Consider the following 15569-nt stretch of genomic DNA (forward strand, 5'->3'; position numbering starts at 1 on the left):
ATTAAATTCCTTTCATATTAGATATTCAAAAAAGTTCAATCTGCTTCGTCTCGCCTAAATAGGCTATCACTTCCGGTTCAAGATCGCGGAAATAAGCCTGATTCATATTTTGCCGAATATCCACAATCTGTTTACTCGAATCTCCTGACGCACTTCTCAATCGGCAGCTATATAAGACCGGAAAATAATCGTGCAGAAACTTGCCTTCGGCATGCGCCGTCAACGCAATGATCTGGAAGCCCAATTGCTCGGCAATATAAAAAACGGGACTCAGTACATGTTCGCTGGAAGCTTTGCCGAACGGATTATCGAGAATGACGGACCGGTGTCTGGCCATTTTGCTTTGAATCGGCTGACGCTTCTCGGCTACATAGTTGAGCAAACCCAGGAAAAGCGCCATGTTTTTGCTCCATCGTTCCCCGCCGGACCAGGAGTTCGATGTTTCCCAACTGTAAGATGCCGAAGTGACCCGATTATCGTTCCCAACCTTACGACATTGAATCCGAACAGCGTTCTCGCCCAGCACTTTGAGCAGTAGCTGCCGGGAATCAAGCCATCTTTCCAGATCTTTTCGCACGATTGCATCTTGGGCTTCTCCGCTCTCATCTACGTATTTGGCTCCATCCAATTGACGTCCGATCCAATCGATATGATTTTGAATATTTTCACGTGCAAGCTTTTCGTCCCATTGAGGGATGCGAAACGCATAAATTTCTTTGCTGCCTTCGCTTGTTTTGACTCGGGTCTTTTTCGGAATTTCACCAAGTTCTTGCGTAAGCTGTTTGATATGATCGTGAATATGCGTGATATAATGCTGGAGCTTTTTATCTTCGGCTTGCATATGCGTCTCAGCTACTTGATTGGCACGCAGCAGGTTTTGTTTAAGCAGGTGTTCGAATTCCCGGAGTTCGGTATATTCTTGCTTTTCGGCGATTCCGTTCTTGGCCATCTGACTTTGTTTGAGGTCTGGGACATGTCGATCGCAGAAATCGACAAAGCGTTTTTGACTTGTGGTTACTTTGCGCTTTTCTTCGTCCACTTTTTGCTTTTGCGCCTCAAGTTGGCTCACCGTTTGCTCGCTGCGCTCGCGCATCGCATACAACCAATCATTTTGTTCAGACAGCGTTAGCGGAGTATAGTCGATTTTCAACGCTGGATCTTGAAGCTGATGCACAACCAGATAGCGCAGCCATACTTCACGGGCTTTTTCCAACCCTTTGTATTGCTTCCGAGCCGCCTGCATCAACTCTTCCAGCCGCTGTTCTTCTTTTGTCAGGCGTTTGTTCTCTTCTTCGACCCGCTCGGCGATCCGGCTTAATGATTCGAGGAACTTTATTGGCGGCTCTCCGTCGAATTGCTTCGCATACCGACTTTGCTCCCCATTCAATAACCCGACCTGCTGCTGATACTCTTCGTTTCTCCGATTTTTCTCCAGATTCAGTTTACTTAACTTGGACTTCAACATATCCATATCGATCCATAACGTTTCCAGACGTTCAGCCGCACGAGAAGGAAGGTCAAACATCCGATCCAAGTTCGGATATTGTTGAAGTATCTGCTTCATGGCCTGATCCGCTTCTGCCCGATTCGTTCGGCAACGCTCAATCTCCCGCTCCAACTCACTACGCGAAGAAGCGATATGGTCACGCCGTCGTCCCAGCTCTTGCCGAACGGCTTTCAGCGTCTCCAACGTGAACTCGTTTTGCAGCGGTTGTTCGGCGATGACCGCGATATACAGGTCTTCTTCCCGCCAATGCTTCAGCTCATGAGTTACGCTGTTTACTCGCCGTTCGGCTTCTCTTTGCTCGTCTTGCCGCTCCAAGATGCGACGACGCGTTTCTTCCAATGCCTGCTCCTGCTGCTTCAGCTTAACCGATAATTCCCTTCGTTCCTGTTCAGCTTCGACCGTTTTACCTTTAAGCGTCACATACTGGGCTCCCTGATCCATTCGGTATTCCAGGTCTTTCGTTTGTTGTCTGGACAGCTCCTGCCGGATTTGCAGTTCTTTTTGTTCGTGTTCATTTTGACTTTCATCGCGTGTTTGTGCAGCAATCCGGTCCGTCAATTTTTGTTGACGGTCTGCGAGCTCGCTGCGACGCAGCTCGGAAGCATGACGCGCTTCGGCTGGGTAACGATGCAACAGCACGTTTAATTGACGCTCGGCTTCGTTCCATAGCTGAAGCTCCCGTTCTTTGGATATGCGTGCTCGCTCTGCGTAAGCTGCTTGCTCGGCCGCTTCATTTTTCCATGCCTCAAAAGCTGTAGGGTCTTCGATTGAATGCCATAGAGAAGGCTCTATCCAGTGTTCATCTTGCAAATTGCCTACTCCACGGTGCAAATCTCGGGCTTCATCGGTGCTCAGCACACGAATCGGGAATTGAAGATGATCTGCCGCCTGCCGGACTTTGTTTTGCAGCTTCTCACGTTCGGCTTCCGTCGTGATTAACGTCAGTGCCCAAAGACGGTCAAACTCAATGCTCCCGTGCTGCTGGACATAATCGACACCGGACTGAAGTAACGAGAACTGTCCGCTCCATCTGTGCAGCAGTTGCGCCGCATACGGATCAGCGAAGAATGTCTCCTGCTCGCCGTAATCGTCGATATGGCGCCGGGCCAACCGTTCTTGTCGATACAAGTCGGCTTTTTCTGCTTCTTTGATCGGGATCTCTTGCGAAATCCGTTGCCGAATCGACTGCTCTTTTTCCGGAATTGAGATCAATCTCGCCCATTGCGGACGAAGTTCGGCTAAACGAAGACGCACATCATCATGGTCTTGTTCATACCGTTGATATTCGGAGCGCAGAAGGGCGAGTTCCTCTTTAGTCTCGCCGAGTTCGGTTCGCCCGTCTTCCAACAATCTGCGCAACCGTTCTTTACGCTGCTCCAGCTCGGCCATCTTCGCGTGAGCGGTCAACAATGCCTGTTCCAACCGATGATGCTCTTCGCGCCAGATCGGCAATCGATCTTCAACAGATTCGGTCATAGGATTATCCAAAATCGCACGGGACAGTTCATGAAGGCGGAGGCGGAAATTTTTAATATTTTCTTCTAGCCGCGCATCCTCTTGTTTCCATGTACCCAAGATTTGATTTTGTTCAGTAGACTCCTGATTCGTTCGGTGAAGCTGAAGCTTGATCTGCTCCAATTCTTCTTGTTCGCGCTGCTGCTGTTCGATAAGTCGCTGTTCTCCACTGCCCCATACAAACTTCAATTGACGACTGTTTTCGATCCAGGACTGTTCAAGTTCCACTTCGTCTTCCGTCAGGTCGATCCGGGCCAATGCCGATTCCGCAAAAGCCTGTTTCTGCTCGGCTTCACGCCCTTTTTCCCGACTCTGTGCATATAGAATGGAAGCCTGCTCGCTTTCGCGAATAGCCAGACGTTCCTGCTGCTGCTCGATCTCTTCTTCCACTTCTGACAAAACGGTGCGTAATGCTTCTGACTTTTCTTGCTCGAGTGCGATTTGAAGAGACTGACGTTCACGCTCCAAAGACTCTTTTTCTGCACCCAACTTTGTCTGATGACGCTCCAGCTCGTTCATTCGCTCCCGATGATTCGCTTCGGCTTGTTGGACATATGTCCACGCAGCAAACGCTGATTTTCGCAATTGGAGATAGATCTTTTTCTGCTCGTTGTACATCGCGAAGTCCTGCACATAACGTTCCAACTGCTCGATAATCCGCTCATTCGTCTCGATTTTCAACTTTAATTCCCGGTACTGCTTAAAGCCGTCGCGCTGCGCCTGAAATAAATTCGCAAACCCTTTCTGATCATACCCCTGCATCGAAGTTTCAATTGTCGGAATGAGCAGTCGATCTACCAAATGAGACGTCGTTTTGCATTCTTCAAAAAAAGCTTCCACGCCGCCTTCGTTCGAATTGATCTTGACGACCGCTTCCCATTCCGTGGCGACAATCTGAAGCTGATGCTCCAAATAATGCCGATACTCACCGATCTTGTCGAACTGCTGAGCCTGGGTCTTGAAGCGCTGAACCATCGACTGGTAATAGTCTTGCATTTCGCCTTTGTCGCTTGCGCGAATGCCTCTCTCCGTCGTTTGGATAAAAGGCAGATTCTCAATGCCGTGTTCGTCTTGATCGCCATATTCATACACATACCGATAAGAATCCAGACTGCCCGAGTTCATAAAAAGAGTCACACAAGTCACGGCATAACGGCGGCGCGGCTTATCAGCGAGCAACCATTCAATTGCAATATGCGCCGGACCATTTTCAAGCTGAAGCGTCTCGCGCATTTTACGTCCGGCCAGATCGGTGTGCGGAATGACCGCTTGCAGCGCCGCCTGAATGAATACGGTTTTGCCGCCTCCATTTTCCAATACGATCGCACTGTTATGTCCGTCGAAGAAAAAGGTTGAATCGTTATAACGCTTGGCTCCTGCCTCATATACCACGTTGGTGAAGCGTATTTTAGAAATTGCTGGCATCGCTGTCTTCCTCCTGTGCGCTCGGGGCGGCATAGCCGTACAAAAACTCCAAAATGCCCCGGTTGTATTCCGTCTCCATAAAGTAACGCTGAACCACGATTTTCGTTTTTTCAGTCAATCCCAGCTCGTTCACGCCGACTTCCAAAGCCAGCTCCTGATCCAGCAAAAATCGGCGCACGCTGTCTAGAAAACTTAATCGGCTATTCGTTTGTCCGCTCTGACGCTTGGCGCCTTCCTTGATATCGTCGATGGCGTCCCAGCGCTTGACGATCTCGTTCCACCGATACCCGTAATCCTGGCTCTGCTGCTCCAATTGCTCTTCGCCGCGTTCCTTGATGCCTTCCATCTTGTCGCGCATCAGATTCAACCATTCGTCAATCGGCAAAAAACGTCGAATCGGCTCAGGCATCTGATAGCTATCGTAAAAAGCTCCGATCCAGACGATCACCGCCACATACAGCAGATACAGATCGGCGTTCAGCGCACCGGCTTTCAAGTATTTTCGTTTCAACGTATCGTTGCTGATATGAAAAGGCGAAAGCCGGGCGAGCGGAATCAGCATCAAGCGTTCGCCCGCCGCAATCACCGTACATTCCGATTCTGCCGCATACTGATCCACCAATCCGCGAATCCGGTCATCGTTTTCGTACAGCTTCAAATGTTCCCCTTCGGTACGTCCCGATCTGGCGAGCTCCACATAAATGCGAAATGCCTTCATAATCTCTTGTTCGTCAAACTGCATCTTCGTCCTCCGTTCGTTCGATCCGCATATTCTGGATTTCGTAGCGAGGCGTCACGCGTATCACCTTCCCGATTTCCGTCACGTTCAACGCCCGCCCTTGAAGTTCTTCTGCGATCGCTTCTTGAAGTCCTCCCGTTCCACGATTTTCGCCGCCTGAATCGCTCCAACCCGTATGCGAGATCGGACTACGTTGATGCAGGATCAGCCAGCATTCATAGAATCCCCGGCTGCTCAGCAATTCCGCTTCTCCCTTCTCGCGCAGCCATTCGATAAAGGATTCCAACTCTACTTGTTCACGATTCTTTTCATCGAAAAAGTTCATCAGATGACGGATGATCATGGTGATTTCCGTTCGACGCTGCTTGGCAAAAGCCTGCTCCTCCGCTTCGTCCATCTCCATAAAAGTCTGCTGTGCACCGAATTCTTCGCCACGTCCAGATACCTGCTGCTGAGCAAACACGGTGAGCGGCGACCATAGTTCTGCCTGCTCCAATCCGATGAACGGCGCAATAACACCCTCCATACTGTCAGGCGGGAGCAGTTTACCGAAGATAAATGCGCCAACTTCATGCTCGAAGCTAAAAGCATTCATTCCGGTGTAATACATCGATTCTTTGGCTGCTCGAAGCGCCTGGTTGCCCAGTTCGTAACTCTGTTGAAGCAATCGGGTATGTTCGTGATGGACGCCTTCCAACTCAACCGCGATCCGCACAATCAACTCGTACGCTTTCTGATGACGCGGCAGTTCGCGATCCGCATAAATGCGCTCTCTCGTTTCTCTGACAAACTCCAACAGTTCTTTAAATTCTTCGCTTTCCCGGTTCAGGCGCAGATCGATATCTTCCAGCAAATTTTTGTACCGTTGAAACGTGTCTTCGGATACGATACTTCGCTTAATCTCGCTCTCAATGCGGGTTATGCGCTCGCGCAACGTATCTACATCGATATGCATCTCGTCGATCTGGCGCAGCGCACCTTGAAATTCGCCTTTCTCCAATTGTTTGCGCAGCAGAAGCTGATGGATCGAAAGCTGGAATTCCAGATAAAATTCTTTGGTCGCAAAAACAAGTTCCAAACCGTCTTCGTCCAGCGTGTAATACTGCGTAACCGTCTGAGAGTCGTGGCCGTCGGCTTTGAGAATAGAAGTGCGCGCCGTGCGCGTCTCTCCGGTACTCAGATCAAAAAAAGCAAACTGATGCCCCAGTCCATCTGCCGGGCGGAATACGCGGATGATGAGATTCACGATGTCTTTGACATCCGTAGCTTCCAGACGATAAAGTCCTTGAGTCGCTTCGGTCAGAAACTGTTCATGTTCCCTGGCGCTGGTCTTACGACTGCGCAGCAGCTTTTTTTCGAAAAAAAATAAAAGCGTCAGCAAACCGAGCTCCATCATGGCAATCGGCTTGCCATCGAGATCGGTTTTGCGCTGACGTCCCAGCTCAAACAACGGGTCGAACAAGGCGAGCTTGTCCATCCGCATTGGAAAATCGGCCAGCACTGCGTTAACATCGACGTCCGCCGCGATCCGTTCCCGCTGCGAGGTCGATTCCGGTTCTATATTTCGTTCCATACCGACATCCTTCCTATGCGATGCAGTTCTTCCGAGGATAGCACTTCCTGCGGGATATAACAGCCTTGATTCAGCAGATCATTCAGCTTTCGGGCGGCTTGCTCAGGCAGATGCTGCAAAAAAATGCTTAATGCAATCGGGTTCTGGCGTTGGTTAGTTTTGCCGGATACCGCTTCGTGTTCTAATGCCGCTATGTAAAAAGGAACCGCAGGCCTAATATTGTTATATCGCTCGTTCAAGCTATGCCAGATCCGAATCCCTTCCCAATCGAGATCGCCAAAATAATAAAAAGTGTGGGAGGAATTCGGCAGCGGGACCTGTTTATCGAACATCTGCAAATTGCCGATGATCTTGCTGCCGGAGCCGTAGATTAGAGTGGAAAAAGGTAGCCGCTCTATGCCGCTTAGCAGCGCATGGAAGGTTGCTTTATTTTCTACGATGAGATGCCTTGCGGTGGGTGAACGATCTTCGCAAGCGAACGGATCGCTAAAAAGACTCGGGTGGATCGCCAGCATTAGCGGGTCACTTGCCGAGATGATTCGCATAGATGCCCATAGTCCAAGTTTCTCCAGCAGTTCCCGCCCGCCTTGTTCGTCGATCCACTTCTCGTCTCCGGTCAACACGAAGCTGCGCTCGGGAGCGGTGATCTCCGTTTCCGGCAGACCTTGTTCGCTGAGATAGCGGTCGATCTGGCGGATTCGGGGCAGGTCGGTCTCCCATTCCGCTGGGGTTCGTTTATAGTAAACATCCAGTTTAATCGCCGAATGTAAGGTATGCGCGGCAGCCTGGATGACCGCTACCTGATCGCGCCGAAGCTTCTGCCGGTCGATTCGATAGCGGTAAGCAAGCGACGGCGTGCGTCCATTGCGTCCGTGCGATTGGACCGGGACTAAAAGGCCGATTTGTTCCAGTTGGAGCAAAGCTTCGGCGAAAGAGGCATAGTCGATAGGTTGGCCTGCGATAGCAGACTGCAATTCGGTTAGGTCGATGTTGGATTTGCGGTGGGTGTCGATGGTGGTGAGTAGGTATGTAATGGTGTCGGGTTGTAACATGGGACCTCCTGGGAAGGGTGGAGCTTATGTTGATGATATCTGGCTATAGGTATTATATAATAGATCAAACATTAGGGAATACCAGGAGGGAATGAAGCATGATACGAAGATCAAAAAATCGTAATCTCATAAAGTTGGACAGCTGGTGTTCTCAAAAAAAGAGGATGCTTCGTGTGCATGTACGCTTGGGAAAAGTGAAATTCTCGCAGCCGGTTCGGCATAAATCCAAGCTGCTTTATCAAAAGCCGACAGAGTATAAAACGCCTGGTTTTTTGAAGGGTTTATTGGAAGCCAAGTAATGTGTATGTAATCGACTATTTTTATGTATAAACGCGTCTAAGTGCCCGATCTGGCTGCTGGACGCGTTTTTTGATTCGGAATTTTAATCACCTAAAACTTCTTCCAATTGGTTAGCAATTTCTACAATTGTCATATCAGTTGTGTTCGCTGCTTTTTTGCCAGCCAATAGCGGGCTTTGTTTCATCACTTCGTCTTTCGAGATTTTATGCCAGATTGGGAGAATCACCTTTGAACCTTCCATTTCACGGCTCACCAACCCATCCAATTCAAACTGAGTCCAATTCTTTTTGAAAAACCATGGGGAAAGTACTACAATACCGTATTTCGCATTTGCTAATCCTCGATCGATCATCTGTCGTAAACTGTCTCCAAGCTTTATGGTATGCGCATCATACCAGACTTCGAATCCTCGTTTTTTTAATTCATAAACTAAAGGCTTTACAAATTCTTCTTTGTCTTCACTGGCGTGCGAAATAAAGAAATCGTACTGTTTCTCTATAAATGAATCTGTATCACTTTGCGTCAATGTGACATTTCGCTCTTCTTTCATAGATTGGATCTCTTCATGTAATCTTTCACGAAGCTGATCACTCTCCTGGTCTCTACGCTGCTGTAGTCGGTCGAGCTTTTTTTCTTCACGTTCTTTTTCTTTATTCATATCATTCTGGTATTTATACAAAGACGTCATTTTTACCGAAAGTCTCTTTTGCAGATCAGCTACACTTGCGCTTGCTTTAGCTGCTTTCTCTTCTTGCTTGGCAATCTGTGACTGTTTATTTTTTAAGGAACTCTCGCTAATATTTTTACCGATTGATTTGCGGATGCTCACAATTTTGGATTGAGCATCCGCTTCTTTCTTTTTGTGCTCGCCTATCTTCTTGTTTAAATCTGTGATGTTGTTCTGAATGCGGTTGATGTTTAAACTGATTGTGCGAAGCGACATTGTTAGTTCTCCTTTTGAACAGTCAGATTACTTGGATTGAGATAAAACAGATCCAGCTAAAGATTTTGCTTTTTTGCTGGAAGACTTGCTTTGCAGGACTTTGGAAGCCAGTTTCGACATTTTCGGGGAAGAAACTTTGCTGCTACTTTTTTTCGCCATCTTTTTCACCTCCCAAGTAAGTTATAACCATATATAGACGAAAAGAAACGTATGTTCCCTTTAATTTTTCTATATATAGTTTTATTGTCGAATTCCAAAAATAAAAGCGGAAAAGAGAAGTTTCCTCTTTCCGCTTTTTGTATCCATACTTATTTAGTTAAGCTGATTGTTCAAGTTTTCTTTTAAAAGTTCGATTGCCGATTCTTCGGTAGGATCGTTAGTGCCTAACTCTCCACGGAAAGCTTTTTGGAGGATAGATTGTCTGAGGTTATCGATTTCTTCACCTATTTGTTGAAGTAGTTCACTTTCTTGCTGCATAGACTCAAAGCTATTTCTAAGCAAGTTTACAATCACAAGTTGTTCTGAAATAGGAGGTAAGTAAATTTTCATCTTTTTAAAGGAGTCCAAGCTGATTTTCTGTTGAGCTACACCTTTACTTTTCTCTCTTATTTGTTTTTGAAAGAAAGGCGACCGAATGGCGTATAAGACAAATTCATTAATGATTACTTCTTCATCAACTTTCAATTTAATGCAATCTGATGTAATAATTGCTTTAGGTAAGCCTACTGGGTATATGTCAGCATCTCCAGGAGGATCACCCATTTTAGTTATCAATATATCGTTAGATTCTATAATATGAGGAAGCAAAGTTTCCGCTTTTTCTATCGACACAAACTTTTGATCGAGATCATATTTAAAACTCCGAATATTTCTAACAAATACAAGGGGAACGCCTGAGGAACTATAATCTGTAACTTTCAAGTTACTTCCAAATGGACCGATCGCCACAGAATACTTTTCCTTTTTTGCTATTGATTCAATATCAACCATTTTCCATGGTAGCGAAGCAGTATTGTTTGGTTTTCGTTGAAAATCAGATTCTACATTGGCATGTTTTTGATGCCAATCTCGTGTCAGTTCCCCCCGAAAAGCCTTATCCAAAATAGCCGCCTGCCGAAGTTCGAAAGATTCTTTAGCTTCCTCGATCAGTTGCTTGGCTTCGTCAATTTTGGCAAAGAGAGATTCGATTTTATTGGCGATTCTTTTTTGTTCAGTGAGCGGCGGCAATGGAATCGGTATCTCTGACATTTTTTTTTGAGTAAGTTTTAACCTAGTTGATCCACTAACATATCCATTAAAATTGAATTGATTTAAATAATGAAGCATATATATATTACCTAAACTACCATAGTTAGACTTCAAAATATGTGCATGATTGTTAACCCAAGATTTTCCCTGAATCAAATAAGCTTTCGATTTTAAAGGATCAAAAAAGGGTGCCCCATCTTCTCCTAACAACACCAGTTCTTCGTCAGTAAGATAATCATCAATCCAGCCCACTTGACCTGTTGCCCCATAGTAAGGAACTATTCCTATTCTTGAAGCTCTTTCAGATGAATTGATAGGCTTTCTATACTTATCTAAGCATAAACTATAACCAGGCGATAACTTCACCCAAACCCAATTCCCCGGCACCTCATAGGGCTGCTCCTCCACAGGAACCAATGCCTCTTCCAATAGTTCCTCCAAACTCTTCCCTTTCTTCTTCACTTTATTCATTTCAAATATCCCTCGCCGCTCTCCGCTACTCTCAGCAGCTCGGGTTCTTGTTCAGTCGTCTCATAAACAAGCCCTTCTTCCACTTCCACAACACCTTCCGCCGCTTTCAACTCGCCAATCACTTCATTCAGCAGCAGAATCGCTTGTTCCAGCTTACCGACCGCTTCTTCCGCCGACTCGATCGGGTCCGGTAGATTATCGTAGATCGACAACGATTCATCCGCGATCAAACCGATATCCAGACTGTCGTTTTTCTTCAATATCTCTTCACGCGTAAACACATTCCATCGCTCATCTTGCACGGCTTGCCGATCTTCCGCCTCATATGCCGCAATGAACCCATCAAAATAAGCCTCGGTAAAAGGAGTCCTTTTGCCGAACGAAGGCATATTGGTTCGCATATCGTAGACCCAGACTTCTTTCGTACTTCCGATATCACTCTTCTCTCGCGTAAAGAACAACACATTCGTTTTTACACCCTGCGCATAAAAAATGCCGGTAGGCAAACGCAAAATCGTATGCAGATTGCACTTGTCCATCAGGTCACGCCGAATCTGTGCGCCTACTCCACCTTCGAACAAAACGTTATCCGGCAGCACAACAGCGGCTCGCGCTTTACCGTTTGCTTTCAAACCACGGTAGATATGTTGCAGGAAGTTAAGCTGCTTATTAGATGTCGTAAAAGTGAAATCAGTACGCGTAATTCGCTCGCCGCCTTTTTTTGTGCCGAACGGTGGATTCGTGATAATGACATCGTAATCGCGCATATGTTCACCCAAAGTGGATAGCGTATCGCCAAGTAGCAACTCGCCGTGAATATCATGCAGCAGCGAATTCATGATCGCCAGTCGATGGGTATCTTTTACCAGTTCCACTCCGGAAAAGGCTTGGTACTTTTGGAATTTCACATCCACCTCAGGCAGATCCGTATACTCGTCCGTTTGGCTTTTGACATATTGATCCGCCGCAATCATGAAGCCGAACGTTCCGGCTGCCGGATCATGGACGCGCTCGCCCGCCTGCGGCTTGATTAATTTGACAATGATATCAATCAGGACACGAGGCGTGAAGTATTGCCCCGCTCCCGATTTCAATTCACTCGCATTTTTCTCAAGCAAACCTTCATACAGATCGCCCAACCCTTCCTGCTTGGCACTGTACCAATCCAGCGCATCGATCGACTTTACGATCTTCTCCAGATTTTTCGGCTCGCTGATATAAGTGGTCGCATCCGTATAAATTTCTTTGAGCAATTCGTTCTCTGCTTGGCCTAATTCGAGCAGAAGCAATTTATAAAAGTTCTTCAACTCGATACCGTCCTTGGCAACAAGCTGTTCCCAACGGTATTTTTCCGGCACAATATAATCCGAACCTGTTTCTTTCATCATTTTCAAAAACAGCAGGTAAGTCAATTCCGTTACATACTGATGATACGTGATGCCGTCGTCCCGAAGAACATGGCAAAGATTCCAAAGTTTTTGTACGATTTCGCGGTTATTCATTTAAGCTTGCTCCTTCTTCGTATAGCTGTATAGATTCTTGTTGATTGCTTTGACGATCTCCGGCAATTGTCCGCTGAAGATCTTGTCCAACTGTTTGGCGCCGCCATGACTCGTAAACGGTTCATATTGGAATGCCTGCTCGATATTCGGTCCGAGTACCGGCTCAAATAGGAGCTGTTTTTCAATCCGTTCCAACCATTTTTTCTGCATAGGCGGCCATACTTTCATGGCATACACTTTCTGCATCGCGCGCTGAACTCGCTCCTGTTGACTGACCAGCGGATCGCCCAATGCCTGCTGACGAATAAACGCAATGATATCGGCTGCGATATCTTCGTTTTTCGTTTCTCTCCAGGCTGTTTGCAGACTTTTCTCCTTATAGCCTGCTTGATCCAATTCCAGACGTAACTTGCGCAATTCTTCCCGTGTCAAGTCGGAAGGTCGTTCGCAAATCAGCATAAGAGCCGGAATTTTATTCAGATTATCACGGATAAACGTACTGAAACCGTTCAGATAGTCTTCCGGTTTCTCGGCATTGCCATACCCCCGAGTAACTTCCAACATTTCATCCGGTGCGTGGGAGATCATTAGCTTGTTCTCTCCGTCTTTGTTCTCATCCAAGTACTTGAACAAGGAAGCGTAAGGTTTCAGCTCGCGGGCCAGATCTTGAGGAGCAATGCTGTCTACCCATTCCGCAAACTCCTTGACACTCCGTCCATCCGATAGTGCTTCGAAGTTCTGTTCGCGAGTCAACGTAAAGTGCCGCTTTTTCCGTTGCAGCTTGGCCAGAATCTGTTCTTTATGTTTGTTCAAATGCTCATCGGTTGTCAGGCGTTCCAGCTCGTCTACTAACTGCGTGACCGTTGTCGATGGGTTAGCGGCTACCGGTTTCATATCCGTGTAATCTTTCAATGCTTCGTAAATGCCGACCGCGTCGAAGATATTGAAATGATCTTTACCGATCCGATCGCACTGCCGGGTCGCCCGACCGAGCATCTGTTCGAATAGTATACGCGATTTCACCCGGCGCAGGAAGACCAGATTCGTAATTTCCGGCACGTCGATCCCGGTGGTGAGCAGATCTACCGTAACGGCGATCACCGGCAACCGCTCATTTTTAAAGCGTCTGATCGCATCCATCGGATCTTTGATGGAACCTGTAATTTTCATGATCGCATTGTCTTCGACACTACCGTACAACTCGTCGAATTTCTTTTTTAGCATATCGACGACTTTATCCGCATGATCGTCTGTAGCAGCAAAAATCAGAGTTTTACCATCGTCGTCGGGCGAGATATAGTTGACCAGTTCGTCGATCACAACTTGGTTGAAGCTGTCAGTGACCACCTTCGTATTGAATTTTGCCACTTCGATATTTACTTCATCTTCCATCATTTCGTGGGAAAGCGTTCGGGATACTGTATCGTAGACTTCGACTTCTTTTCCTTTTTCAAACTTAATGCCATTTTGCTTAAGCTTGGTCTCAAACTGGTAAGGCGGTTCGTGATCGATCAAATACCCTTCAATGACTGCTTCTGTGTACGTATACGTATAAACAGCCCGTCCGAAGATTTCTGTCGTATGTAGCGCAGGCGTCGCCGTAAGACCGATCTTGACGGCATCAAAATATTCGATGACTTGGCGATATTTGCTTACGTAATCGTTTTGATCCCGGATCTCCAGTTCCAAATCGCTCATTTCTTTGTCTAACGTATAGCCGCGATGCGCTTCGTCGACAATGATGCAGTCATACTGATCGACGGTAGGACGATCACCATCCGAACTTCCGAAAAATAGTCTTTTCATCATGCCCTGTACAGTCGCGATTTGCACCTTTGTTTCGGAGTTCGGTTTCTTGTCCTTAAGAGACTTCAATTCATAAATTTCTGTAAAAGTATGTTGGCTCTCAAGCTTGCTGTCTTTGAACGCTGCTTCCGCCTGTTCACCCAGCGCTTCTCGGTCGACAAGGAATAAAATACGATTGAAACGCTTGGACTTGATCAATCGGTAGATCAATCCGATTGCCATACGCGTCTTGCCTGTTCCGGTGGCCATCGTGACCAGCACGTTGCGCTGATCCTCTGCAATTGCTTCTTCGACTCGCTGTATAGCTGTCTGCTGATAAGGACGAAGACGCAGATAGTCGAAATTTTCATCTTTTAGCGCCTGCTCTGCCTGTTCGATGTTCTGTTCCAAACGCTGTGTCAATCCATCTGGACTGATCCATCCTTGCAAAGCTTGCGGGTGATTGGTCGATTTGCGAGCATCAAGGAACCAAATTCCCGATTTCTGTTTCAGTTGCTTGAGGTACGGACGACCGTTAGTTGAAAAAAGAAACGGAACGAAGTAATCGCCCCACGGCTCCATAATTTGTTCGTCGCCCCGTTGAACAACCAGTCTTGCATACTGCTTGGCCTGTTCGATATCCGACGGAATATCTTTGCTTACCTTTTTCGCTTCGACTAAGCCTATTAACTTCAACCCTACAAATAAAGCATAATCAGCATTTCCTTTTTTCAAAGGCCACTCCGCAATCGCCAGATTTTCTCCTTTTTTCGGTCTGCTTCCATGCGCATAACGCAATCGTTCCGTATCCGCTTCCCAACCTGCGTCTCGAAGCTGCTCGTCGATAAGCACGCGGGTTTCCCGTTCAGTCAGTTGCAAATTGCTTCCGATCCGTTGACCTATACGTCTTCTGCGGTCTTTATCCGTACTGCTCACTTCAACTTGCGCTGCACGAACAAGTTCCAGTTCACGCTCCATTTGCAGCAGTTTATCTTCGTAACTTTGCGTAATCTGCTCTAATTCAAATTCGGTAATTATCGAATCTCGCGCTGGCTCTATATACGCAGGAGCTTTGAAATGGTAGTCTCCGTAAACTTCCATAAACCACACTGCAATTCGAAAAGCCATTTGAAGAAGAGTCGTCGCTTCTCTATCGGTGCCGTAATCAGGATTATGTGTAGCACTGTTGCCTTTAGATCTTATCGTATGAAACAGATTGATCATTTCAAAAGGAACAATCTGTTCATTTTTCAATTTTCGAAGCCGTTCGTTCTGATTGACGACACCGACTTCTTGAATTTGTTCAAAAGCCGTTATGTATTTGGCAATCGTTTCTGCAAAAGTGCGGATTTTCGAAATTGCTGTATTCGGATCATGATAAACATTGCGTTCCGCCGCTTCGGCGACTTTATCGAGTACTTCCCATTGCGCTGCAAGAAAATTAAAGTTCTGAGACGCCATTTTGCATCCGCTCCTATTTTGGGTGAGTTTTGCCAATCGTCTAGGTTA

9 protein-coding genes are annotated in these 15569 nt (G+C 46.8%); all 9 read right to left on the minus strand.

The genetic code is table 11. The annotated features are described in order from the left end of the window. Positions 1-25: 25 nt before the first annotated feature. On the minus strand, positions 26-4447 hold the full coding sequence (locus NOM90_RS03595; RefSeq protein ID WP_255940050.1) for a coiled-coil domain-containing protein: 4422 nt from the start codon (positions 4445-4447) through the stop codon (positions 26-28). Further along, positions 4431-5189: a DUF6063 family protein gene (locus NOM90_RS03600; RefSeq protein ID WP_255940052.1), complete on the minus strand. Its 759-nt coding sequence runs from the start codon at positions 5187-5189 to the stop codon at positions 4431-4433. The genes NOM90_RS03595 and NOM90_RS03600 overlap by 17 nt, the downstream gene beginning before the upstream one ends. Beyond that, entirely contained in the window at positions 5179-6759 is a 1581-nt protein-coding gene (locus tag NOM90_RS03605; RefSeq protein WP_255940053.1) for a replicative DNA helicase, read from the minus strand. The genes NOM90_RS03600 and NOM90_RS03605 overlap by 11 nt, the downstream gene beginning before the upstream one ends. Further along, positions 6744-7811 carry a Wadjet anti-phage system protein JetD domain-containing protein gene (locus NOM90_RS03610; protein ID WP_255940055.1) on the minus strand — a complete coding sequence of 356 codons (1068 nt, stop codon included), beginning with the start codon at positions 7809-7811 and terminating at the stop codon, positions 6744-6746. Before NOM90_RS03610 ends, NOM90_RS03605 begins: the two co-directional genes overlap by 16 nt. 382 nt (positions 7812-8193) lie before the next feature. Continuing rightward, complete coding sequence (locus tag NOM90_RS03615; protein WP_255940056.1) at positions 8194-9054, minus strand: toll/interleukin-1 receptor domain-containing protein; 861 nt, start codon at positions 9052-9054, stop codon at positions 8194-8196. A gap of 27 nt (positions 9055-9081) precedes the next feature. Further along, the gene (locus tag NOM90_RS03620) at positions 9082-9213 is read right to left on the minus strand and encodes a hypothetical protein (protein WP_255940057.1); all 132 of its coding nucleotides are present in this window, start codon (positions 9211-9213) and stop codon (positions 9082-9084) included. A 153-nt stretch (positions 9214-9366) separates the two neighbouring features. After that, positions 9367-10773: a restriction endonuclease subunit S gene (locus tag NOM90_RS03625; protein WP_255940059.1), complete on the minus strand. Its 1407-nt coding sequence runs from the start codon at positions 10771-10773 to the stop codon at positions 9367-9369. Next, a complete protein-coding gene (locus NOM90_RS03630) occupies positions 10770-12275 on the minus strand; it encodes a class I SAM-dependent DNA methyltransferase (protein ID WP_255940060.1) in 1506 nt (501 codons plus the stop codon). The genes NOM90_RS03625 and NOM90_RS03630 overlap by 4 nt, the downstream gene beginning before the upstream one ends. Continuing rightward, positions 12276-15521 carry a type I restriction-modification system endonuclease gene (gene hsdR, locus NOM90_RS03635; protein ID WP_255940062.1) on the minus strand — a complete coding sequence of 1082 codons (3246 nt, stop codon included), beginning with the start codon at positions 15519-15521 and terminating at the stop codon, positions 12276-12278. Between the last annotated feature and the right edge of the window lie 48 nt (positions 15522-15569).

It is taken from the genome of Saccharibacillus sp. JS10, assembly GCF_024436065.1.
Lineage (GTDB): Bacteria > Bacillota > Bacilli > Paenibacillales > Paenibacillaceae > Saccharibacillus.

What these genes read in the sequence shown, in the direction of transcription:
- NOM90_RS03595 (WP_255940050.1), bottom strand. Translation starts at nt 4,447, where the DNA reads ATGCCAGCAATTTCTAAAATACGCTTCACCAACGTGGTATATGAGGCA.
- NOM90_RS03600 (WP_255940052.1), bottom strand. Translation starts at nt 5,189, where the DNA reads ATGCAGTTTGACGAACAAGAGATTATGAAGGCATTTCGCATTTATGTG.
- NOM90_RS03605 (WP_255940053.1), bottom strand. Translation starts at nt 6,759, where the DNA reads ATGGAACGAAATATAGAACCGGAATCGACCTCGCAGCGGGAACGGATC.
- NOM90_RS03610 (WP_255940055.1), bottom strand. Translation starts at nt 7,811, where the DNA reads ATGTTACAACCCGACACCATTACATACCTACTCACCACCATCGACACC.
- NOM90_RS03615 (WP_255940056.1), bottom strand. Translation starts at nt 9,054, where the DNA reads ATGTCGCTTCGCACAATCAGTTTAAACATCAACCGCATTCAGAACAAC.
- NOM90_RS03620 (WP_255940057.1), bottom strand. Translation starts at nt 9,213, where the DNA reads ATGGCGAAAAAAAGTAGCAGCAAAGTTTCTTCCCCGAAAATGTCGAAA.
- NOM90_RS03625 (WP_255940059.1), bottom strand. Translation starts at nt 10,773, where the DNA reads ATGAATAAAGTGAAGAAGAAAGGGAAGAGTTTGGAGGAACTATTGGAA.
- NOM90_RS03630 (WP_255940060.1), bottom strand. Translation starts at nt 12,275, where the DNA reads ATGAATAACCGCGAAATCGTACAAAAACTTTGGAATCTTTGCCATGTT.
- hsdR (WP_255940062.1), bottom strand. Translation starts at nt 15,521, where the DNA reads ATGGCGTCTCAGAACTTTAATTTTCTTGCAGCGCAATGGGAAGTACTC.